This is a genomic window from Massilia sp. W12, assembly GCF_037300705.1.
In the GTDB taxonomy this organism is placed as follows: Bacteria; Pseudomonadota; Gammaproteobacteria; order Burkholderiales; family Burkholderiaceae_D; genus JACPVY01.
This window is the reverse complement of sequence record NZ_CP147776.1, coordinates 5,982,237-6,005,823: the sequence shown is the minus strand read 5'-3', so window position 1 is coordinate 6,005,823 and position 23,587 is coordinate 5,982,237. Positions and strand designations below refer to the sequence as shown.

Genomic DNA, 23,587 nt, shown 5'->3' with positions numbered 1-23,587 from the left:
ACTGCCTTTCTTCAGATAGCAGTTCAGACTAACTTGTTCTGACGCTGCATGGACGGTGTTTAGCCCCTATAATCTCTAGTGTGTCCGTGGTAAGCGAATTGCATGCACATAGTGCAGAGCTTACCGGCACTCATCAACAAAACCAAAAGTACAATCATAAATAGGAAACAAAGTGGCCAGTTCCGACCAATTAAAAGCGCTTTTCAAATCGCACGCAAGTCGCGATGACGAACAGTTTTACTCGGTCGCAATGCAAGTGGCTGCTCATGAAGCCAAGCTTGGTCATGGTAAATTGGCAATGGAGTTGCGTGAAATTATTGATTCAGCCAAGACCCGCCTTGTACAAGAACCAAGTGGAAAGCTGGTCCCGATTGCCAAACCAAGGGGAGAATTAGCCAACTTACTCAGTGTCACCACCCCCTCCAACCGTTTGAAAGAAATGGTGCTGGATGCAACGGCAGAAGGGCAACTGTTACGTTTACTGAAAGAACAGCAACTATTGGCACGCATCAAGGAATACGGCCTTTCGCCCCGTCGCAAGTTGTTATTGGTCGGCCCTCCGGGAAGTGGCAAGACTATGACAGCCTCAGCATTGGCAGGCGAATTGGGCATCCCCTTGTTTGTGGTACGACTCGATTCGCTGATTACCAAATTCATGGGAGAAACCGCCGCCAAGTTACGACAGGTATTTGATGCAATTTCGGATATCCGCGGAGTATATTTTTTTGATGAATTCGATGCGATTGGCTCGCAACGCGGCATGGCAAACGATGTGGGGGAAATTCGTCGCGTACTCAACAGTTTTTTGCAAATGATTGAGCAAGATCATTCCAACAGTCTGATCATTGCAGCCACCAATCATCCTGAAATTCTCGATTACGCCCTGTTCCGGCGTTTTGATGATGTGATTGAATACCATTTGCCAACCGAAGAGCAGGCCAGCGAATTGATTTTGGCACGGCTTGGCACGTTTGTTCCAAAACCTTTTAGCAGGAAATCGATTGCCGCCAAGGCAAAGGACCTGAGTCACGCCGAAATCTGCCGCGCCTGCAATGATGCGATTAAAGATGCCGTCATGCACGAGCAGGCAAAAGTCCAGGTGGAAGTATTGGCGACAGCATTGGAAGAACGGCGAATGATCAATAAAAAGCTCGCTGAAAACAAGCGCATGTCACCTTATGCAGAAACACAATAAGCGTCCACATATCATTTTGGCCGAGAAGGCCGCCCCCATGCCTTTTAAGACGCCACAAGGCGGTGGCGCAGGAGCCGCTTTGCCAGAACGGGACCGACAAAAGCACGGAGCAGCTTTAAAGGCACAACTCAGTACCTTGCAGCTTGCTGCGATGCATGCAGCACAAGCGCAACAGCAACTACATTTACAAAGTGGAATTGGTTTGCAAATTGAATTTTCTGGATTCCCAGATGTTGCTTTGGCTTTTGAAAGTTTGAGTAATGAAAAGCAAAAAATTGAATTACTCAGCATTCGACATGTCGGCAAAACAACTCACGCCAATGTGTTCGTGCCAGATGGCAAGCTTGATCATTTTGAAAAAATACTCAATAAATATCTAAATGAATACAAAGATATCAATGGGAACGGACGTGATCATAAAGCGCTGGTCAATACCATTGCGGCAATCGGCATTGCAACTTTGAACGCATTGTGGACGGATGATATTGCACAATTACCTGCTGATAAGAATCAACCGTTCTGGTGGGAGGTGTGGCTACCCGTGCGCAATGACCGTGCTGCAGTATTGGCCGATTTTCGCAAATTGATTGAGTGTGTTGGGTGCAAGGTTGGGGCACGGCAGGCCAATTTCCCCGAACGCACAGTGGTCTGGATGTATGGCTCTCAAGCCCAACTCCAGCAATCCGTGTCCGCATTAAATTGCGTTGCAGAACTGCGTCGCGCCAAGGAGACTGCAGAGTTTTTTGATGGACTAAGTCCACCTGAGCAAGTTGACTGGGTGAATGATGCACTTCGACGTTTACAAGTAAACAAACGAAGCGATGCACCACGCATTTGCCTGCTGGATTCCGGCGTAAACCGTGGACATCCCTTGTTAGTGAGATGCATTGGAAGCGAAGATTTATATACTGTCAATCCAGCATTTGGCAAAGATGACCGCGCAAACCACGGCACCGGATTGGCAGGTGTGGCGCTTTATGGTGATCTGACAGAAGTCTTATCAAGCAACACACCGATTGTCGTAGATCATCGCTTGGAATCGGTTAAGGTCATCACTGGTAGTGGGGGAAATGAGGGTGATGAGCACAGCCACGCTGCATTGTTTGGTGATGCAGTCAGTCAACCAGAAATTAGCGCTCCAGATGCGCCGCGAGTTTTCAGCAGCGCCATAACAGCCAGCGACTACCGGGATTTGGGACAACCTTCGTCATGGTCTGCCATGGTGGATCGACTAGCCGCCGATGTGGATGGAGAGGGAATATTCCCCAGGCTATTCATCCAGGCAGGTGGCAACATCGTGGATGGCAATGCATGGAAGCAATACCCGAGCAGCCTTACCACCAATTTAATTCATGATCCTGGACAGGCATGGAATGCCATAACGGTTGGAGCATACACGGAAAAAATTGATACAGGAGAAAATGACCAGGCAGCGATTGCGGGATATGGCGAATTAAGTCCATTTACGACCACCTCTGCAGCATGGGAGTCTGCATGGCCATTAAAACCGGATGTTGTAATGGAAGGCGGAAATGTCTCACTTGCGTCAGATGGTTTTCCCGCAGGGGGAGAGGCAAGCTTAAGTTTGCTGACAACGAATAATGCACCAACGAAAAGATTATTTACAACCACGAATGCCACCAGTGCAGCGAGTGCATTATGCGCACGTCTCGCAGCTCAAATCATGTATGCCTACCCGAAACTGCGCCCGGAAACCGTACGAGCTTTGATTACGCATTCAGCCGACTGGACATCCGCCATGCGTAACATGTACCCAGGGAGCAATAAAGCTGATCGGGCCAGATTAATCCGCCACTGCGGATGGGGCGTGCCAGATATTGGGCGAGCGCTGTACAGCGCAGGGAATTCTCTTACATTGCTGGTAGAAGATACTGTCCACCCTTACAAAAAGGACCACGGAAAACCCACATCGGATCGGGACATGAATTTGCATTCACTGCCTTGGCCTAAAGAAGCACTGATGGAATTGGGAGCAGAAATTGTGCAACTGCGGATAACGCTGTCGTATTTTATTGAGCCAAATCCATCTGCGCGTGGCAGCTCATCAAAATTTCATTACCCATCACACCGATTGCGATTTGAGGTTCAACGACCAACAGAAACGACAAAAGACCTTGTTGCCCGGATCAATGCAGCTGCCAACCGGGCGGAGGGCGAAAATGTGATAGACACAAATGATCCTGGATGGTTATTGGGGGATAGGCAACGCTATCGTGGCTCACTCCATCAGGATGAGTGGACAGGTACTGCTGCCGAGTTGGCCAATCGTGGTTTTATTGCAGTATATCCCGCCAAGGGGTGGTGGCGCAGCAGAGCAGCGCTGGAAAAATATAACAGTCCGGCTCGTTATAGCTTGGTGATCTCAATACGCACCGAACAAAATAGTGTTGATTTATATACCGTAGTAGAACAAGTAATTGCCAGCAAGGTGGCTGTACAAACGGGCATAGGAGTATATGACGTTCCCTCGATATTTCGTCTGCCATCAGATGAATTTTATGCAGCCAGCTTTTCCTGATTTTGCTCACGCTGCCAGCGGTCAAGATACTGAAACGGCGATTGATAGCCCAGAGTTGAATGCTGACGGGTTCGATTATAAAAGACTTCAATATATTCAAAGCTGGCAGCCTTCATTTCAGCATGGCTGGCATAACGCACGCCATGGTATCGCTCATTCTTGAAACTGTTAAACCAGCTCTCGGTCGGTGCGTTGTCCCAGCAGTTTCCTTTGCGACTCATCGAGCACGTCATGCCGTATTCCTTGAGTTTGTCCTGAAAGGCTTGGCTGGCGTATTGGCTGCCGCGATCAGAATGATGCATAACGCCCGCGTCCGGTCGACGGCGAAACCACGCCATCGTCAAAGCGTCAGTCACAATGTCGCTGGTCATGCGCGGCTTGAGCGACCAGCCGATCACCTCCCGATTGAACAGATCCAGCACAATCGCCAGATACAGCCAGCCTTCGTCAGTCCACAAATAGGTGATGTCCGACGTCCAGACCTGGTTAGGGGCTGCCGGAGTGAAATTGCGAGCCAACAGGTTGGCAGCAACCGGCAAACTATGCCTGGAATCCGTGGTGACCTTGTAGCGCCGCTTATGGCGGGCACGGATACCATTGTTTCGCATGAGACGTTCGACGCGTTCTTTGCCAGCGCTGAAGCCTCGTTTGCGCAGTTCTCGCACGATGCGCGGGCTGCCGTAAGCCCCTTTGAGTTCGGCATGAATGGCGCGTATCACTGCAAGCATTTGTGCATCCTTCAAGCGCTTACGCTCAGGCGTGCCGCCACGCTTCCACGCCCGATAGCCGCTGATGCTGACGTCGAGAACGGCGCACATTTCTGTCAGCGCATAGCTCTTGATTTGTCCATCCATCCAGGCGTACTTCACAGGACATCCTTCGCGAAGTACGCCGCTGCTTTTTTTATGATTTCATTCTCCCGCTTCAACCGGACGTTTTCTGCGCGCAGTCTGGAAAGTTCCATCGCTTCCGGCGTCACCACTTTGCCGCCAGCGCCTTTGAGTTTTCCTTCTGCTGCCGCCTTGATCCAATTTCGCAGCGTCTGGTCGCCCAGCCCCAGCTCCCTAACCACGACCGCCACCGATTCACCATCTTGGACGCGTTTGACCGCCAGTTCTTTGAACTCGGTCGTGTATGCTTGTTTCGGTATTTTTTTCATTTCCTGTCTTTCTCAAGTAACGTTATTTTACGTCACCTGTGGCAGACTAAATTTCAGGGGAAGCTCACACAACGCCAGCGAGGCGCAAAAAGAAGCGGTGCTGGCGGCCCCTATGCAGCAGGCGCTGGCGCGCGCGCTGCATGTCACCAGCGATAAGGCGATTTTGGCGTACACGGAATTATTGCAGGACGAACTGCGCGTTCTGCTGCAACGCAATGACGACAGTTGCCATCGTTACCTCTTCCCGCTGCCCGCGCAAGCGCCTTTGCCGCCGCTGCCGTCCGCACTGGCGGAACGCAATAGCGTCATCGTGGCGCAAATCCTGCGCGATGCCGCCAAACAAGCGCAAGCCGCGCTCAGCAATCAGCGCATGCAGGCTCTGCGCTTTGCCGTTATCGGCCCCTGGGCGAATGCGCATCCGCAACAATTTCAGATGCTGAGCAATCCGCATCTGCCCGCCGATAAGCAGGCGGTCTGCCGCGCCGCGCAAAGCCTGTATGCGCATATCCAAAACCAGCATCTGGAAGCCGCCCCGGTGTTGCGCATGATGCTGGGGCGGAGCACGCGCTAAAAAACGCCGCCCGGGGCTGCAGCGGCAGCGCCACCCCAAGCCCGCGCCGCACCGGCCTGCACTGTTGCATCTTCAACAGCCTTATATCAAAAAAGCGTAGCCACTATTGGCGCAAAAATGCAACCGGCGCTTTTTTTCCGCTACACTGAATCAACAGCAAACGATTGCGCAAACGTTTTCCGCAGTGCAGCAAATTGCTGCGCAAACGCTTTTGTCATCACAATCCCCCTGCCAGCCCAGCCCCTTTGCGGGTGTCGCCAGCGAAGTCCTGGTCTGGCCTATTTCCCGTGGAGACCCGGATGAGCACACCCTTGCAACACCTGCCCAGCGCCGCCGCCAGCGGTCAGGACGGGCAGCAGCTCGCGCAACAGTTCGGCGATTTGACCCCGCCGCTGTCCAAGCGCCAGGCGCTGCTTGAAGCTGAACGCTGTCTGTATTGTTATGACGCGCCCTGTACCCGTATTTGCCCGACCGGGATTGATGTGCCCGGTTTTATCCGCCAATTGGCGCATGGCAATGCGGATGGCGCGGCGCGCACCATTTTGCAGCAAAACATCCTGGGCGGCAGTTGCGCCCGCGTCTGTCCCACGGAAGTGCTGTGTGAAGACATGTGCGTGCGCAATCATGGCGAGGAAAAAGAGCCGATCAAAATCGGCTTATTGCAACGCCATGCGCTGGATGCCGCTGCGCTGCCGGCTTCGCCCTTCACGCGCGCGCCGGACAGCGGCAAAAAAGTGGCGGTGGTCGGGGCCGGCCCGGCTGGCCTCGCCTGCGCCCATGAGCTGGCGCGACTGGGACACAGCGTGCGCATTTTTGAGCGCCACGCCAAACCCGGCGGCTTGAATGAATACGGCATCGCCAAATACAAAGTGCCGGGCGATTTCGCCGCCAGGGAAGTCGAATTCGTCTTGAGCATCGGCGGCATTGATCTGGAATGCGGCAAAGAATTGGGACGCGATATGCAGCTGGCGGATTTGCAGCGCGATTATGACGCCGTGTTTTTAGGCATAGGTCTGGGCGACAGCCGCAATCTGGGCTTGGAAGATGAGCAAGCCGGCGGGGTGTTGGCGGCGATTGATTACATTGCCGAATTGCGCCAGAGCAGCGATTTATCCAGCCTGCCCTTGCCGAAACAGGCGCTGGTGATCGGGGCCGGCAATACCGCGATTGATATCGCGGTGCAACTCAAGCGCCTGGGCGCGCAGCAGGTCAGCATTGTGTATCGGCGCGGCGCGGCGCAGATGAGCGCGACCTGGCATGAACAGGAAATCGCGAAACAGCATCAGGTGCAGATCATCACCTGGGCGCGCCCGGAAGCGCTCATGCTGCAAGATGGCAAGTGCATCGGCATGCTGTTTGCGCGCACCAAGGAAGAAAACGGCAAGCTGGTGGATACCGGCAGCAGTTTCACCCTGGATGCGGATGCCGTCTTCAAAGCGGTCGGGCAGCAACTCGACGCCGGCGCGCAACAGCTCGGCGCGCGTCTGGCCGGCGGCAAGCTGGCGGTGGATGCGCATTTTCGCAGCAGCCTGCCGCGCGTATACGCCGGCGGCGATTGCACTGCGGGACAGGACTTGACAGTACAGGCGGTGCAAGACGGCAAGCTGGCCGCGCGCGCCATTGATTCGGATTTGCGTAGCAAGGAGGCGATCACATGGCCGATCTGAGCATAGAATTCTGCGGCATCCGCAGCCCCAACCCGTTTTGGCTGGCCTCGGCGCCGCCCACTGACAAAGCGTATAACGTGGAGCGCGCTTTCGCCGCCGGCTGGGGCGGCGTGGTGTGGAAAACCCTGGGCGAAGATCCGCCGGCGGTGAATGTCTCTTCACGTTATTCCGCGCTGCATGGCAAAAACCGCGAAGTGCTGGGTTTCAATAATATCGAGCTGATCACTGACCGCAGTTTGCAAATCAATTTGCAGGAAATCACCGAAGTCAAAAAACGCTGGCCGGATCGCGCCGTCATTGTGTCGCTGATGCTGCCTTGTGTGGAAGAAAACTGGGCTGCGATTTTGCCGCTGGTGGAGCAAACCGGGGCGGATGGCATCGAACTCAATTTCGGCTGCCCGCATGGTATGTCTGAACGCGGCATGGGTTCGGCAGTGGGACAGGTGCCGGAATATGTGGAAATGGTGACGCGCTGGTGCAAGCAGCACAGCAAATTGCCGGTGATTGTGAAGCTGACGCCCAACATCACCGATATCCGCCTGCCGGCGCGCGCTGCGCTGGCAGGCGGTGCGGATGCAGTGTCGCTGATCAATACGATTAATTCGATTACCTCGGTGGATCTGGAACGCATGATTGCGCGCCCCATCGTTGGCCAGCAAAGCACGCACGGCGGCTATTGTGGCCCGGCGGTGAAGCCGATTGCGCTGAATATGCTGGCGGAAATCACGCGCGATCCGGCCACGCGCGGCTTGCCGGTGTCCGGCATTGGCGGGATTGGCAGCTGGCGCGACGCGGCGGAATTCATCGCGCTCGGCGCCGGCAGTGTGCAAGTGTGCACCGCCGCCATGCTGTACGGCTTCCGCATCATTGATGAAATGACTTCCGGCCTGGCGCATTTCATGGATCAGCATGGCTACGCGCGGATTGCCGATTTCCAGGGCAAGGCGATTGCCGCCCAAACCGATTGGAAAAACCTGGATATGAATTCGCAAGTGATTGCGCATATCGATCAGGATAAATGCATTCAATGCGGGCGCTGCTATATCGCCTGCGAAGACACGTCGCACCAGTCGATTGAAGTCATCAAACTGGCGAATGATCAGCGCCGCTATCAGGTGATTGAGGCGGAATGCGTGGGCTGTAATTTGTGTGAAATCACTTGTCCTGTCACCGGCTGTATCACTATGGTGGCGCAAGACAATGGCAAGCCGTATATGAATTGGCAGCAAGACCCGCGCAATCCGCGCCGCACCGCATAAAGGGGGACAATATGTCGTATTTGATACGCGGCGCGCAGGTGGTGAATGCGGATTGCAGCCAGGATGCCGAGATTTTGATTGTGGGCGACAAAATCGCCGCTGTCGGCGCCAAGCTGGATGCGCCAGCCGGCTGTGAAGTGATCGAGGCCGCCGGCCTGCTGGCGATGCCGGGCGGGATCGACCCGCACACCCATATGCAACTGCCTTTCATGGGCACGGTGACGGCGGATGATTTTTTCAGCGGCACCGCCGCCGGCTTGAGCGGCGGCACCACCAGCATTATTGATTTCGTGATTCCGAATCCGCAGCAAAGCCTGTTGGAAGCATTTCACACCTGGCGCGGCTGGGCCGAAAAATCGGTGGCGGATTATGGCTTTCATGTCGCCATCACTTGGTGGAGTGAGCAGGTGCGCGCTGAAATGGCCGAGCTGGTGACACAACACGGGGTGAACAGCTTCAAGCATTTCATGGCGTATAAAAACGCCATCATGGCTGACGATGAGGTGCTGGTGCAAAGCTTCACGCGTGCGCTCGAATTGGGCGCGCTGCCCACGGTGCATGCGGAAAACGGCGAATTGGTGTTTAGCCTGCAGCAAGCCTTGCTCAAGCAAGGCATCACCGGGCCGGAAGCGCATCCGCTGTCACGTCCGCCGATTGTCGAGGCGGAAGCCGCCAATCGCGCAATCGCGATTGCGAATGTGCTGAATACACCGCTGTACATCGTGCACGTTTCCTGCAAGGAAGCGCTGGAAGCGATTGCGCGCGCACGCGGCAATGGACAGCGTGTGTTTGGCGAAGTGCTGGCCGGGCATTTGATTGTGGATGACAGTGTGTACCGCAACCCGGATTTTGATTTTGCCGCCGGCCATGTGATGAGTCCGCCATTCCGCAGCAAGGAACATCAAAGCGCGCTGTGGCAGGGCTTGCAAGCCGGCCATCTGCACACCACCGCAACCGACCATTGCACTTTCTGCGCGGAACAAAAAGCCGCCGGCAAACTCGATTTCAGCAAGATTCCGAATGGCTGCGGCGGCATCGAAGACCGCATGGCGGTGATTTGGGACGCCGGCGTCAACACAGGCCGCTTAACGCCGAATGAGTTTGTGCGCATCACCTCCAGCAATTGCGCGCAAATCTTCAATCTCTACCCGCGCAAGGGCGTGATCGCACCCGGCGCCGATGCCGATATTGTGTTGTGGGACGCGCAAGCCACGCGCACCATTTCCACCAAAACCCAATTCGCCAAGGGCGGCTTTAATGTGTTTGAGGGACGCACCGTGCGCGGCGTGGCGCAACACACCTTCGCCGGCGGCCGGCACGCCTTCAAGCTGGGCCAATTGCAAGTCGAAGCCGGCCAGGGCCGCTACACCACGCGCCCGGCTTTCGGCGCACAACATCAGGCGCTGGCGCGCCATGCTGCGCTGCATGCGCCGCAGGCTGTGCCACGCTGAAGGAGAGATGCATGGATATCGCCAACTTGAAAATTGACGGCGCCCGCCTGTGGCAAGCGCTGATGGATCTGGCGCAGATTGGCGCCACTGAAAAAGGCGGCGTGAAGCGCCTGGCTTTGAGCGATTTGGATAAACAGGGACGCGACTTGGTGCTGGCCTGGGGCCGTGCGGAAGGTTTGCAGATCAGCATCGACCAGATCGGCAATGTCTTTATGCGCCGTCCCGGCCGCAATCCGGATCTGCCGCCGGTGGTGGCCGGCAGCCATATCGACACGCAGCCTACCGGCGGCAAGTTTGACGGCAATTATGGGGTGCTGGCGGCGCTGGAAGTGGTGCGCACCTTGAACCAGCATGGGATTGAGACTGAAGCGCCGATTGAAGTCGCGTTCTGGACCAATGAAGAGGGTTCGCGCTTTGTGCCGGTGATGATGGGTTCCGGCGTGTTTTGCGGCGCGTTTTCGCTGCAGCATGCTTATGACGCCAAAGATGTGGCCGGTTTGCGGGTGGAGGATGAATTGCGCCGCATCGGCTATCTGGGCGACGAAATTCCGGGACAGCACCCGATGCGCGCCTATTTTGAGGCGCATATCGAACAAGGCCCGGTGCTGGAAGACGCCGATAAGGTGATTGGCGTGGTGCCGGCGGTGATGGGTCTCTCCTGGTATGACTGTGTGGTGCAGGGCATGGAGGCGCATGCCGGGCCGACGCCCATGCATTTGCGCCGCGATGCACTGCAAATCGCCACCCGCATCATGCAGGAAACGGTGGCGATAGCGAACCGCTATCCGCCTTACGGGCGCGGCACGGTGGGCTACGTGCAAGTGTTTCCCAACAGCCGCAATGTGATTCCGGGACAAGTCAAATTCTCGATTGATTTGCGCAATGTGAATGAAGAATTGCTGGACAAGATGCATCAGGAAATCACCTCCTTTGTCGCCGCCACCGCTGCGGACAGCGGTTTATCAATCAGTCTGGAGCGCGTGTCGTATTATCCGCCCTGCCCCTTCCACCCGGAATGTGTGGATGCGGTGCGGCAAGCCACTGCGCAACTCGGCTACAGCACCATGGATGTGGTTTCCGGCGCGGGACACGATGCAATTTACGCCGCACGCGTAGCGCCCGCCGGCATGATTTTTGTGCCCTGCAAAGATGGCATCAGCCACAATGAAATCGAAGATGCGCAAGCCGCGCATTTGGAAGCTGGGGCGAATGTGCTGCTGCATGCCATGTTGCGTATGGCTGTTTCGTGAGAATGTTTCACGTGATTAAGATTACTCTGGCGCCTTGCTTGCGCCACCGATGTTGGCGCTCTGTTGGCGTTGCACTCAACCCAAGCAGTTCTTCCACCGAAACGGCGCAACAGTCTCATCACAATATGCTTTGATTAAGGGACTGAATCATGGCTGGACACCACTTACTCAATGAAGTTCGCACAAAACAAGAGGCCATTGTGGTGGATGAAACACCTTATATGGTCATGCTCAGCTACAACAAAGTTGCAGGTATTGATGGATATGTTGTTGGTTTAAAGTTCACCGACGCCAGTGGCAGCATGGACTCTGCTATCGCCAAACCCGCATATGCGGTTCGGATCTCATTTGCCATCGCACAAAAAGCGGTACAGATGCTGAGGCCCGATTTGCCACAAATCGCCGTATTGGGATTTTACCTGTTGACCGATGATCTGGATGCCCGCAGCCCGGTTGCACGTAAAGCCAAAATCAGGGTATATCGCAACCGGGCGCATGATATTCATTTAGCGATTCAAGATAAGTTCCGCTTCATGTCGCAAATGGATGTCTCAGGTGGAGTTGCCTGGGTATACACTGAAAAGGAGCTCAAGACATACGGACAACTACACCTTCTTGAGCATGAATTGGCTAAACAAATAAGGATCACCCTATGCTGATTCGCATCGAAAATGATGAATTGCTTGAATATCCGGATGAACTGGGAGCCTTGGTTTTGGCCGACCCGCGCGACGGCGACATGCCCGATTTTCCACTGGACATAGTTAACTGCTTATTGCATGACACTTTGGTCAGGCTGTTTGATGCAAGCTATACCTTGCAACAGAATATTGCAAAAGCAGAAGCTTACTGCGCCAAATGGGGCCAACCCAGCCCAAGCAATTTGGCAAAAGCCCGCGCCATGATTGCGGACTACAATGCCAACATTCCACCGGAAAGCATTGGCTTTGTCGATAAAGATTTAATGAACTATTTATACTTTTCCCAGCATCCAGCAGAAAGCATGGTACAAGCGATAGCAATTCAGCAAGCCCCCGATTCCAGCTGTCAAGCTCCTATGAATAAGGGAAAATAACTTCATTCTGCATCCGGCATTTTGCAACCGGACGCCGGGTTGGCGCTGCGCTTGGCACAGCCGGCATTCGTGGCTGAATCAGGGGCTTTTGTGATTATCACGTTTCGCTAAGGAGCCGGTTGATATGTCCCTTACGTCATTCCAACTGCTCGCTGCAGACCGCATTCCCGCTGCCGAATTGCATGCGCTGGCGTGTGCCGCGTTTGATGATTACTTGATTCCACTGCAGCTAGCGAATGTGAATTGGCCAAGCTTTATCGCACGCCAGGCGATTAATCTTGCACATTCACGCATTGCCTTGCAAAACGGCGCGCCCTGCGCCTTTGCCCTGGTCGCGCCGCGTCAGCAGCGCGCCAGCTGGCGCTTGGCGATGATGGGCGCGCTGCCGGCTGCGCGTGGAAATGGCGCGGCAGCGGCGCTGCTGCAAGATTGGCAAGCGCGCGCCAGACAAGCGGGCCAAGCAATTGAGCTGGAAGTGGTCTGCGCGAATCAACGCGCACTGGCGCTGTATCAAAAACATGGCATGCGGCAAAGCCACATCCTGTCTGGTTGGCATGCGCCAGCGCTTGGCGGGATTTCTGCCGGGCTGCCGCCTGAAATTCTGTCCCCATCCCTGCCTGAGGCATTTGCCTGGCTGGAACAAGTGGAACGCCGTCTTGACGGAATTCCTTTGCAAACCCTGCCCGCCTGCCTGCGCCCGCAACAAGAGGGCTTACAGGCCTGGCGCCTGGAGCATGCCCAGATTGTATTCCGCTGCCAGGGGCAAGAGCTGCTCTTGCTCAGCATCTTGCAAGACGACCCGCAGCAAGCGGCAGCGGCGCGCCTGTTGACGCTTTTGCGCGCACACTACCCGCTACACAGCGCACGCATCAGCCTCTTGCAAAGAGATGACCTGGGCGGCCTGGCTTGCGCAGAGGCCGGCTTTAGCCGCCACCCCATGCAGCAATTTTTATTACAAGGCCAAGCCAATGAAGACCTTTCAGATCCGTCCCGCTGCGCCGGATGACGCCTTTTGCCTGAGCGTTCTGGCGACCCAGGTTTTTCTCGAAGCCTATGCTTACAAAGGCATTTATCCCGTCATCGCGCGTCATGTGCAAACAACTTACAGCCTTGCAGCGATGCAGGATTTGCTGCGCACACAAACTGTTTTGCTCTTATGCGATGGCGATGCATTGCAAGGCTTTGCCCAACTCAGCCCCTTGCAGCAGCAAGATGGAGGGCAACGCTGCGAATTGGAACGTCTGTATTTTCTGCGCTGCTTCACCGGCCAGGGCTTGGGCGCGGCGCTGTTGCAGGCGAGCGAAGAGTGTGCACGCGCCATGGGCGCCGATCTGATCTGGCTGCGCGCCTGGGCCGGCAACCATGGCGCTTTGCGTTTTTATGCACGCCATGGCTGGCAGGACGTCGGGCAAACCTGGTTTGAAATGGAAGATGGACGGCATGAAAACCGGGTAATGCAAAAAGTACTGTGTGCCACGCTGAAGGCATCAGAATAGAATACATTCATTAAATACATTTAAAAACTATCATTAAAAATCCACTAAAAGTATAATAACGGCTTAGCACATCCCTTCACCACCCACCTCAGGAGCTTTGATGACTAAGCCTTTTCACTTCCAAAAAATTTCCTCTTCTCTGTTCAAATACGCACTCGGCGCAGCGCTTGCTGTCAGCGCGCTTGCAAGCCACGCGGCAGCAGTGCAAAACGGGAATCTGCTGGTATCTGATTTATCCAACGGAAAATTACGTGAAATGGGCCAAGATGGGCGCACTGTGCAAGTCTTTGATACGCCGGATTTTGCTGATGGTTTCCACAGTTTGCGTGGCGTGGCGATGGGTGAAAAAGGTGTGGTGCACATGTTCAATGGCACATTCACGCCGCGCATGACCAGCCTTGACAGCAATAATGGCAGCATCAAATCCAATCTGGGCATGAATGGCTGGAGCACCGTCAACAATATCAGCTATGGCGGCATCGGCGTATATGGCAATTCTGTTTTCGTCAGCGATATGTTCACCTATAGCGGCGGCGAAGCTTCCGGCATCGTGATGTTCAATCTGAAAAATGGCGAAAGCAGCCGCTTCGCCACCAACCGCTCCTACACCGACCTGACAGTTGGCCGCAATGGCTTGCTGTATGCGCTGAATGGAAATGTCGATGTGTATGACCCGAACAGCCTGCGCTTGCTGAAAACCATCAATCTGTCCGGCAATTACGATGCGCGCGGCGTGGCAGTGGATCGCAGCGGGAATTTATTTGCGGTCGATATGTATGGCGGTTTGGCGCAATATGATGCGCAAGGCGCGCTCAAGAAACAGATCAATTTCGGCGGTTTCATGACCGATATTGATGTGAATGACCAAGGCATGCTGGCGATTGCTGACCGCTCCAGCAATATTTCATTGCTGAATTCAAACTTGGAGCTGGTGCAGCGTCACAGCCTCTCCTACCGTGACAGTCCTTACCATTTGGCGTTTGTGCAAACCCCGGTGCCGGAAGCAGAAACCTGGGCCATGCTGGGCGCCGGCTTGTCAGGTCTGATCGCCTTGGCGCGCCGCCGCCGTCAGCAGGCTTGATGATCTGAGGGTGGGACAGTCCGTCCCACCCTTTGGAGATTGCGCCCGCCTGCATGCCCCATATGCCAATAAGTAATTTACAACTGCACTAATATTATTTTCCAATCTGGACGAATTCTTTTCTAATGTGGCTTCACTATGCGAGGAGTCCAGATGAAATTGCGGGATTGGGATTACAGCGAAAACGCGCTGAATGCGGAACATCAAAAGCTTGGCCTGCCGCCACTGGAGCGGGCGGTCGAAAATATTGCCCTGGCAGATGCCTCAAGCCGCACCATCAAAGTCGCGGTCTGGCTGGCCACTGCATCGTTGCTCTTGCTGTGCGGCTATGCGCTGGTGCTGTTGTTTGACAATGGCGTGCATGCAGCAAAAGCCATGCTGAGCGAAGCCCTGCACAGCCCGGTGTTTTGGAGCGCGCTTGCGGTCGGCTTGCTGGCCCAGGTGGTGGATGGCGCTTTAGGCATGGCGTATGGCATCACCTCGACCAGCTTTTTAATGGCCAGCGGCGTCAGCCCCGCCGTGGCGAGCGCCAGCGTGCATGTGGCGGAAGTATTCACCACCGGGGTATCCGGCATCTCCCATGCCAAGTTTGGCAATGTGAATAAGAAGCTGTTCTTGAAATTATTGCTGCCCGGGATGACAGGCGTCATTCTTGGAGCCTACATTTTGACCAGCATTGATGGGGCCGCGATCAAGCCTTTCATTGCCGCTTATTTGCTTTGCATGGGCTTGTATATTCTGAGCAAGGTGTTCAAAAAAGTGGTCGCCGCAAAAAAAGAACCCAAACATATCGCCAAGTTGGCTTTGTTTGGCGGATTTGTGGATGCTACCGGCGGCGGCGGCTGGGGGCCGGTTGTCACCACCACTCTGGTGGGCACCGGGCAAGATCCGCGCACCACGATTGGCACCGTGAATTTTGCTGAGTTTTTCCTGACCCTGGTCAGCGCCATCACGTTCACTGCGCTGGTTGGCTTTGGCCCCTGGATGGTGGTGGCCGGTCTGGTGATCGGCGGCTTGTTTGCCGCGCCTTTCGCTGCTTATTTATGCAGTAAATTCCAAACCAAAACACTGCTGATCCTGGTTGGCTCATTGATTTCTGTGGTGAGTATTTTTAATCTTTACAAGGCGTTGACCTAACTATTCAGCCTCTTACGCAGCTATTCAGGGGATTTTTTCAAGGTATTTGGCATCTATTCAGCCACTGCACTAACAAGTCGGTTTATATCGGGTTGCAGCTTCATTGTGCCGGGCTTGTCGAGCCACGGTTTTGCCGTTCGTGGTGAGCTTGTCGAGCCACGGTTTTGCCGTTCGTGGTGAGCTTGTCGAACCACGGTTTTGCCGTTCGTGGTGAGCTTGTCGAACCACGGTTTTGCCGTTCGTGTTGAGCTTGTCGAACCATGACCAACCATGCCCTTCGACAGGCTCAGGGCGAACGGAATCTGCTTCGTCCATCCTTATGAAGGCTGAACAGTCACGGTATTTGAACGTTTGCGGCCCATATTGCTTATCCCTCCCGCAAATTCCTTTGTTGATCCACTGCTGTCGGACGCCGGGTTGTCGCTGCGCTCAACCCAGCCTGCGTTTTTTGGCCTGAATTCGGCTGAATAGCTGCCCTCAATTAATCTTGCTGGGCGCCTCTTTGATCTCGCCGCTAAACGGATCATGTTTCATGCGGTACATTGTCCAACCGGTTTTACCGCGCACGCCGACCACATATAAACGATGGTTTTGCGCGTCTTCATCCTCTGGCACATAGTCGCTCTTGGTCACCGGGTAATAGTTGGCGCTGACAAAAATCTTGCCGGAGGTGGCCGGGCCAAAATCGCTTCTCACATTTTGATTGATCTGATCTTGATCAATGTCGCCTTTTTCGGTTTGGTAGTTGTAGTGCGCGACCATGGGGGTGAACCATTTTTTATCAATCACAAAAGTACAGCCGGTCAGTGGCGGGGTGAACATGAAGCTGGCCTGATCGCCAAGCTGGATCTGGCATGAGGAATTGGTTTGATAAGGCAGGTAATACGCGGGGAAGGTATCTTTATCTGACTCCTTGGCGATCCGCAACATGATTGGAGGAATATCGCCCTCAGCCTCAAGCACCCAGCGATTCAAGCCCGACTGGGCGCCAACGCTGGAAAAGGCAATCGCTTTCGAGCCTAAAAACCCGACCGGATCCCGTAAAAATTCTGTGTTGTGAATGCTCATCTTGCCTCCTTGTCTAACACTGCATTGCCAGGCTGCCAGATCGCCCGGCAGGTGCAGAAAATATAGCAGTGCAAGACCATTTTGCCGATTACGGCTGTTTACCTGACTGTGCCGCCTCAGTGCTGCCGCCAATAAAAAAACGCAAGCCGACCCCAATCGGCTTGCGCTTGGAAAAGATCTGACACCTGTTCAGATCTGGAACACAGTCCGGCTTACCACTTCAGATTCAAGGTGTATTTGCCGTTGGTGGCGCCAGTGCCGCCGCTGTAGTACTTCACGCGCACATACAGGGTTTTCGGGCTGGTGCCGGTGTTTTTGTAGCTCACCGTATCGACCTGGCCGGTGCCCTTCACGCTGGAGGCGAGTTGGGTCGTGCCATTGCTGTCAAACAGATGCAAGTCATAGTCTGAGGTGCTGTTCGGGGTCAGGGTGGCGCTCAGGGTCAGGCCCGGATTGAGCGAGACTTTGAAGAAATCCAGATCCGAATTGGCGCTCATCGTGCCATTCACCGTGGTATTCGTGGTGCTGACGGTGTTGGCGGTGGCGGCGGTGTTATTGCTTTCCGTTTCATTCATGCTCGGGCCGGGCGGCACCACCGCGCCAAGGATGTTTTGCGCTTCAAACTTGGCCTGGAAGGTGTTGGCGTAGGTCAAATCATTCGGGAACAGGTTTTTCGCCGCATTCACAATCGATGTCGCCATCTGGCGCATGGTTACGCCGGAACCTAAGCCGAAGTGCGCTTCCAAAATGATTTTATCGACGTTATCACGCGATTTGCCCGCCGCCACCAGCGCGGTCAGAGACTGGAACAGCGGCGTGGACCACAGCTCATCCGAAACAAAGGTGACGCCGTTTTCAGTGACAGATGAATGCGCGCCATAGGTCTTGCTGCTGTTGTACTTGGCGTCGGTGCGGTTCATCATGCGCCCGCCCCAGCAGGAGTTATGACCATCCCAGCTGAACGCCCATTCCGGGTGGTAAGTCTTGCCGTTGGCGGTGCTGTAGGAATACGAACCGGCCCAGTAATCGCCAAAACCTTCGCCCATGGCGCCGGTGTCGCCGCCGCTCCAATTGCTGTTGATATTGCGGTGAATAGCGTGGCCGTATTCATGCAAAATCACGTCCGCATCTTCCGAATCATTCACGCAACCATGGCCAAACGCCAGGTAATCAGTGGCGCCGCCGTAGCTGTAGTGCGAATTGTCATCGCCATTCAGGCCGTCGGTATCCACATCCAGCGGACGGTTGATGATGGATTTTGTGCCGGTGAAGCCGAGCGACTGGATATAGCGCTGGTTTTGATCCAGATGGAAATACACATTGGTATCATCGAATGCGTTATTGCCGCGCTTGGCTGTCCATGCGCCATTGGTGGTGGTGGATGGCGCGGTGGCCGGGGATTCGATGTTTTTGATATTCACAAACGGGCCGGACAGGCTGTACACGCCATTGGTGACAGTCAGATCACGCAATGGTTTGTTGAAATACGCCGGTTCAAACACTGAAGCCGCCGAGGTGTCGGTAATGCTGTCATTGTTCAAGGTGGTGCGCGGATCGGGATCAAACACGAAACCCGTGCCATTGATGCCGGACGGCGTGGCCAGCGCGCCGCTGCTCAATTGTTGCGCCTGACGCTTGGCTACCGCTTGTGTGGCGGCGGCGCGGTCGAGCGTGCCGCCAAGCAGAGTGGCGCGCGCTTCGAGGCTGCGTTCGCCATTTTTGGCGTGACGCGGCAGGGAAGTGGAATACGATTTCAACAGGCTGCCGTCTTGTGCGCTTAAATATTGCACAAAGCCGCCGGTCGGCATTTCTGCCGCGATTTGCACTTTGTAGGCCAGTTGCACGCCATCTTTGCCAACCACCCACACCATATCGGCTTGCGGCGCTTTCAACAAAGCATGCTGCACCTTCATATTCGCCCAGGCGCGGTCGAGTGCGGCTTCATTGCCGATTTTGCTCAGGGAGTGCAATTGTTTGAAGGCCTTGGCGGCGTCTTCCGCGCTGACCTGCCTGGCTTGATTGTGCACTTTCAGCAATTGCCCATTGTGGCCAATCGACACCGCGACATCAGCTTGATCAATCGGCAAACCGTGCAACATTTGCTGGTAGTAGTAGTGCTTGCCGAGCAGGGACTCATTGCTGCGCACCAGCGTCAGGCCGGCGGCGGACTGTCCCACATATTGCTGCAGCACTTGCTGCGGGCTGCCTGCTTTGACATTTGAAAATACGCTCAAGCTGTCCACAGACTGGGAAGCGGCTTGGGCGTGGGAAAATGCAAAGCAAAGCGTCGCTGCCACCAGCGACAGGCGGAAGGTTTTCATGGTTCTCGTCTCCGTAATTATTGTGATGACGCTTTTGCGCGTCTTGATTTGGCTCGCCCGCCATGTCGGGCATGACGGTGCGGCCGCACACTGGCTTTTTTACAAAGGCAGTGCTGGGCATGTTTCTGCAATTGCAATGCGGTGTCAAGCCGATAAACCATGTTGCTATGCAATATCAACATGCCGGCGCGCGCTTTGTGCGCGCTTGCGCCGGCGCTTTTTTCGCATGGAGAAAACGGTTTATGCATTGCAACATTTCAAGCCTGGAACAAATTCAAAAAAAGTCCATGGCCTTGTATTTTTCTGACACCAATCAAGCGTGCATAGTTTCCAAAACAGCATGCGCGGCTTCGTTTTCCAGCAGCGGCAAATACACAAAGAAAGTCGCGCCGACGCCGCTTTCGCTGATGAATTCAATCCGGCCCCGATGTCGTTCGACAATTTTGCGCACAATGTCCAACCCCAGCCCGCTGCCCTCGCCAATCGCCTTGGTGGTGAAGAAGGGTTCAAAAATGCGCTCCTGAATCGCGGCCGGAATGCCGCCGCCGCTGTCGGCCAAGGCAACCTGCGCTTCATTGCCGATACGGCGCAGCGATAACACCAGGCGCCCTTTGAATTGCATCGCTTGCAAAGCGTTTTGAATCAAATTCGTCCACACCTGGCTTAATTCATCGGGCTGCGCCAGCACCACCGCCTCAGCCTCATATTCACGCAGCAATTGCACCCCGCGCAGCTGGTGTTGATAAAGCGTGAGCACGGTTTCGAGATTGCGCTGCAAATCCACCGCCAGCATTTCGCCATCGCTGCTGTGGTGGGAAAAGGCTTTCAATGCGAAGACGATTTTCGACACGCGCGCCACCGCCAAATTGATATTGCCGGCGTTTTTCACCACTTCCACCAGCCGCTCGGCGCAAGCCAGAATGCTGTCCGCCTGCGCGTGCTGCAGCAGCGGCAGGTAATCGCGCCAAGCCTCTTGCGCCTGCAATTGCACCAGCAGCGCAGCGACAATGGCGGCATCGCCAACCCCGCCGCGCTCGATGTCGCGCTGCAATTCACGCCGCGCATGGCGCTCAGCGCGGCTGTCCAGCACTTGCACGGTGTCGCAGGCGTGCAGCACCAATTGCTGAAACAGCTGCATCTCATGTTCTTGCAGTAAATGCAAAATCGGCGGGGCCTGCTGGATCAAAAATTGCGCCGCATCGGCGATATTGCCGCCGCTGGCTTTGACTGCGCCCAGGGGCGTATTGATTTCATGCGCCACATTCGCCACCAATTGCCCGAGCGAGGCCATTTTTTCCTGTTGCACCAATTGCGCCTGGGTGTCTTGCAAATATTGGTGCGCCTGCGCCAGATCCTGATGCGCCCGGCTCAATGCGCCATGCGCTTGCGAATTGGAAACCGCAATCGCGGTATAGCTGACCAGCACGCGCAAAAACTCCAGCTCATCATCGCGCCAGGCGTCGCGCTGCGGACTTTGCACACTCAGGCAGCCCAACACCTGCTCCCCGGCGCATAAGGGTAAATACAAAATGCTTTGCATCGGCTGGCCCGACATGGGGGCGGGAATCTGTCCCAGATATTGATGCAGATCGGCGCGTTGGCGGGTGCGCAATTCGCGCCGCTCGCGCACACACCAGATCGCCGCACGCGGCCCGGCTTGCATGTCCAGCACATGTTGCGGCTGTCTGTGCCCGCCTTCAATGTCATACACATAGCGCAATTGCTGTTGCGCCTCATCATATAAAGCGACCAGAAACACATGCGCGTCTAAGCGGGTATTGATTTGCTGATGCAAACGCGCCAAGGCTTGCTCCAGATCCAGCGTGGCGGTCAGCTCGCGCCCGATGTTCGCCAAATTCAAGATATCCGCCGTGCGCTGGCTGATAGTTTGCTGCAGGATCTGCGCCTTGCGCTGCATCCAGGCCAGCCGCCAGCGTGACACACCCCAGATACTGCCCAGCAACAGCAGCAGACTCAACAGCGCACACCACCAGGTTTGCCACCAGGCCGGCAGCACCTTCAACTCCAATCTGAGTTCCTGTTTGTCCCATTGCCCGAAGCGGTCTTGCGCCTGCACGCGCAGCCGGTATTCACCCGGCCACAGGCGGCCATAGCTGATCTGGCGCTGGCTCGCATCGGTTTCGATCCAGCCCGCATCATGTCCCAGTAAGCGGTAACGGTAACGCACTTTGTCCGGCAGGGAAAAGTCGAGGCTGGCGAATTCGAGTGAAAAATGGGCCACTTGCGGCCCCAATTGCACGCGCTCCGCCGGCAAGGCGCTGAGCTGTCCATTTTGCTTGAATTCGACAAAGCGCAAAGGGGCCGGCTCGGTTTGCGGATGAAAGCGGGCCGCGTCAATAATCGCCAAACCGCGCGTGCCGCCATACAGCAGCACCCCATCCGCACAGCGCGTATAGGAGCCGATCCAGCCGGTGCCGATATCCCAGCCGTCGCCCTTGCCCAATTCATACATATGCTGCAATACCGGATCCAGCAAAAAGCGGCCACTCCAGATGCGTCCCTGCCGATCTTCCAGCAAATTGCTGCCGATGTCTTCGCCGGCATGCCCGAGACGCGCGCTGACATGCTCGAAACGCACCCGGGCGCCGTTGCGCTCACGCAAACGCTCCAGGCTGCGCGCCGTGCTGACCCATAAGCGGCCCCGGCTGTCCCATAGCAGGCCGCGCACTTCGAGCGATTGCAAGGCATCCGGCGCGCCCGCAGTATGCTGCATTTGCTGCAAGCGGCAACTGCCGGCCTCCATGCGCCACAGGCCATTGATGCTGCCCAGCCACAGCGCGCCGGTATTGTCTTCCACCATGCTGGTGATCCAGGGGGACACGCTATTGCCTTGCACATCAGGACAGCTGACAAAGCGCTGCGCCTGCGCATCCCAGCGCGCCAGGCCGCGCGTATTGCCAAGCCATAAATTGCCCTGGCGGTCTTGCAGCAGGCGACGCACCGGGGCGTCTTGCAAGCCGGGCAATTGACGCCAGGCGCGCGCGCCCGGGGCCAATTGCCAGACCCCGCTCAAATCTGTGCCGACATAGATGCCGCCATCGCGCGTCTGCAGCAGAGCGCGCACCGGATTGCGTTGAAACTGAGCGCTGATCAAGGGATCTTCCAAACGCCCCTTGCTGCGCGAAAACAATTGCAAACCGTGCGCCGGACTGCCCAGCAAAATCCGGCCATCGGCCAATTCCAGCACGCTGCTGATATTCGTGTCCGGCAGGCTGTGTCCCTGCAACAAGCTGGCGCGCAACAGCTGAATCGCCTGGCCGCCGTGATAACGCTGCAGACCGCCGCCCTTGCTGCCGACCCAGATCGCGCCGTCGCGATCGCGCAGCAAGGCGCTGATATCATTCATCGCCAGGCTGTGCTGTTGCGATGCGTCATGCCGCAAATCGCGCAACCAGCGGCCATCGCGCGCATCGACTTGCACAATCCCATCGCCGCGACTGGCGAACCAGATCGTTTCCGCCTGCGCCTGCGCAATCGCGGTGATGCTGGCGCTGCCCTCGGTGCGCTGCAGCCAGTGCAGCGCATATTCCGCGCCCTGCAGCCAAAAGCCGCCTTGCTTGCGCGTGCCGCCCCAGATCTTGCCATCCGCCGCCAGTAGCAAGGCGGTCACATCTTGCGCCGCAGCTGTATTGCCATCGCCGCGCGCCATGTGTTGCAAACGGCCCTGCCACAAGCGTTGCAGGCCGCCTGCGCTGCCGATCCACAAGGCGCCGCGCCGGTCTGATAACAGTGTGTTGACTCTGTCATCCAGCAAACCTTCGTTCTTGCGCCACCATTGCAGACGGGTGGCCCCGGGGGCGTACCAGGCCAGTCCCTGATTGGTGCCCAGCCACACGCCGCCATCGGCCCCGCCTTGCAGCGCTTCGATGCGCTTGCCGGCCAACTCCTGCGCCAGCGCGGGCGGCAGGCCTTGCAGCGTGGCGCGATCTGCGCTCAAGTGCGCCACCCCGTCATGCAGGGTGGCCAGCCACAGACCGCCATCGGCTTGCGGCCACAGGCCGGAAATATAATTTCCCGGCAGGCTCAGGGCATCGTGTTCGCGTTGTTGATATTTGCGGAAGCGGTAGCCGTCATGCGCCACCAGGCCGTCTTGCGTGCCGACCCACAGCACGCCGTGCGCATCCTGCGCCAGCGCGGTCACCACGCCAAAAGGGATTTGATCGGCGTTGCCGATATTTTGAAAATAAGGGGAATCGTGCACGAACAGATTTTGCGCACGCAGCGCGCCCGCCAGCGCGAGCAGAAAGCAACAAACCAGGATGCGCATCAAGCGCAGGCCAACCGGCGTTAAAAGCAT

Annotated in this window: 18 protein-coding genes; 14 read left to right on the top strand and 4 right to left on the bottom strand. The window is 56.0% G+C overall.

Annotated features, from left to right (window positions below; all coding sequences use genetic code 11):
* The first annotated feature begins 172 nt into the window (after positions 1-172).
* Entirely contained in the window at positions 173-1,195 is a 1,023-nt protein-coding gene (locus tag V8J88_RS24705; protein ID WP_338846953.1) for an ATP-binding protein, read from the top strand.
* Positions 1,179-3,734, top strand: coding sequence for a S8 family peptidase (locus V8J88_RS24700; protein ID WP_338846952.1), 2,556 nt, complete (start codon positions 1,179-1,181; stop codon positions 3,732-3,734). The genes V8J88_RS24705 and V8J88_RS24700 overlap by 17 nt, the downstream gene beginning before the upstream one ends.
* On the opposite strand, the gene V8J88_RS24695 is transcribed toward V8J88_RS24700, so the two are convergent.
* A protein-coding gene (locus V8J88_RS24695) for an IS3 family transposase (protein WP_338846235.1) occupies positions 3,713-4,893 on the bottom strand; the annotation gives its coding sequence in 2 pieces (ribosomal slippage) (positions 3,713-4,641 and positions 4,641-4,893; 1,182 coding nt in all). The two genes, V8J88_RS24700 and V8J88_RS24695, sit on opposite strands and share 22 nt — an antisense overlap.
* Before the next feature lie 112 nt (positions 4,894-5,005).
* Between V8J88_RS24695 and V8J88_RS24690 the strand changes: the two genes are divergently transcribed.
* The 11 genes from V8J88_RS24690 (at position 5,006) to V8J88_RS24640 (ending at position 15,880) form a co-directional block, all read left to right on the top strand.
* Positions 5,006-5,464: a hypothetical protein gene (locus V8J88_RS24690; RefSeq protein WP_338846951.1), complete on the top strand. Its 459-nt coding sequence runs from the start codon at positions 5,006-5,008 to the stop codon at positions 5,462-5,464.
* Between the two features lie 299 nt (positions 5,465-5,763).
* A complete protein-coding gene (locus V8J88_RS24685; RefSeq protein ID WP_338846950.1) occupies positions 5,764-7,131 on the top strand; it encodes an NAD(P)-dependent oxidoreductase in 1,368 nt (455 codons plus the stop codon).
* Entirely contained in the window at positions 7,119-8,390 is a 1,272-nt protein-coding gene (gene preA, locus V8J88_RS24680; protein ID WP_338846949.1) for an NAD-dependent dihydropyrimidine dehydrogenase subunit PreA, read from the top strand. The genes V8J88_RS24685 and preA overlap by 13 nt, the downstream gene beginning before the upstream one ends.
* Before the next feature lie 11 nt (positions 8,391-8,401).
* Positions 8,402-9,841 (top strand): dihydropyrimidinase, encoded by a 1,440-nt coding sequence (gene hydA, locus V8J88_RS24675; protein WP_338846948.1) that lies wholly within the window; start codon positions 8,402-8,404, stop codon positions 9,839-9,841.
* An 11-nt stretch (positions 9,842-9,852) separates the two neighbouring features.
* Positions 9,853-11,091 carry a Zn-dependent hydrolase gene (locus V8J88_RS24670; RefSeq protein WP_338846947.1) on the top strand — a complete coding sequence of 413 codons (1,239 nt, stop codon included), beginning with the start codon at positions 9,853-9,855 and terminating at the stop codon, positions 11,089-11,091.
* 149 nt (positions 11,092-11,240) lie between these two features.
* Positions 11,241-11,750, top strand: a complete 510-nt coding sequence (locus V8J88_RS24665; RefSeq protein WP_338846946.1) for a hypothetical protein — start codon at positions 11,241-11,243, stop codon at positions 11,748-11,750.
* Entirely contained in the window at positions 11,744-12,166 is a 423-nt protein-coding gene (locus V8J88_RS24660; RefSeq protein ID WP_338846945.1) for a hypothetical protein, read from the top strand. Before V8J88_RS24665 ends, V8J88_RS24660 begins: the two co-directional genes overlap by 7 nt.
* Positions 12,167-12,290: 124 nt before the next feature.
* Positions 12,291-13,172, top strand: a complete 882-nt coding sequence (locus tag V8J88_RS24655; protein WP_338846944.1) for a GNAT family N-acetyltransferase — start codon at positions 12,291-12,293, stop codon at positions 13,170-13,172.
* Positions 13,135-13,662, top strand: coding sequence for a GNAT family N-acetyltransferase (locus V8J88_RS24650; protein ID WP_338846943.1), 528 nt, complete (start codon positions 13,135-13,137; stop codon positions 13,660-13,662). Before V8J88_RS24655 ends, V8J88_RS24650 begins: the two co-directional genes overlap by 38 nt.
* Positions 13,663-13,762: 100 nt before the next feature.
* Positions 13,763-14,743, top strand: coding sequence for a PEP-CTERM sorting domain-containing protein (locus tag V8J88_RS24645; RefSeq protein ID WP_338846942.1), 981 nt, complete (start codon positions 13,763-13,765; stop codon positions 14,741-14,743).
* A 153-nt stretch (positions 14,744-14,896) separates the two neighbouring features.
* Positions 14,897-15,880 carry a sulfite exporter TauE/SafE family protein gene (locus tag V8J88_RS24640; protein WP_338846941.1) on the top strand — a complete coding sequence of 328 codons (984 nt, stop codon included), beginning with the start codon at positions 14,897-14,899 and terminating at the stop codon, positions 15,878-15,880.
* A 477-nt stretch (positions 15,881-16,357) separates the two neighbouring features.
* On the opposite strand, the gene V8J88_RS24635 is transcribed toward V8J88_RS24640, so the two are convergent.
* Both V8J88_RS24635 and V8J88_RS24630 read right to left on the bottom strand, forming a co-directional pair.
* Positions 16,358-16,948 carry a hypothetical protein gene (locus V8J88_RS24635; RefSeq protein ID WP_338846940.1) on the bottom strand — a complete coding sequence of 197 codons (591 nt, stop codon included), beginning with the start codon at positions 16,946-16,948 and terminating at the stop codon, positions 16,358-16,360.
* A gap of 212 nt (positions 16,949-17,160) precedes the next feature.
* Positions 17,161-19,269 (bottom strand): M4 family metallopeptidase, encoded by a 2,109-nt coding sequence (locus V8J88_RS24630; RefSeq protein ID WP_338846939.1) that lies wholly within the window; start codon positions 19,267-19,269, stop codon positions 17,161-17,163.
* Between V8J88_RS24630 and V8J88_RS24625 the strand changes: the two genes are divergently transcribed.
* On the top strand, positions 19,268-19,576 hold the full coding sequence (locus tag V8J88_RS24625) for a hypothetical protein (protein ID WP_338846938.1): 309 nt from the start codon (positions 19,268-19,270) through the stop codon (positions 19,574-19,576). The two genes, V8J88_RS24630 and V8J88_RS24625, sit on opposite strands and share 2 nt — an antisense overlap.
* A 6-nt stretch (positions 19,577-19,582) precedes the next feature.
* On the opposite strand, the gene V8J88_RS24620 is transcribed toward V8J88_RS24625, so the two are convergent.
* The gene (locus tag V8J88_RS24620) at positions 19,583-23,587 is read right to left on the bottom strand and encodes a two-component regulator propeller domain-containing protein (RefSeq protein ID WP_338846937.1); all 4,005 of its coding nucleotides are present in this window, start codon (positions 23,585-23,587) and stop codon (positions 19,583-19,585) included.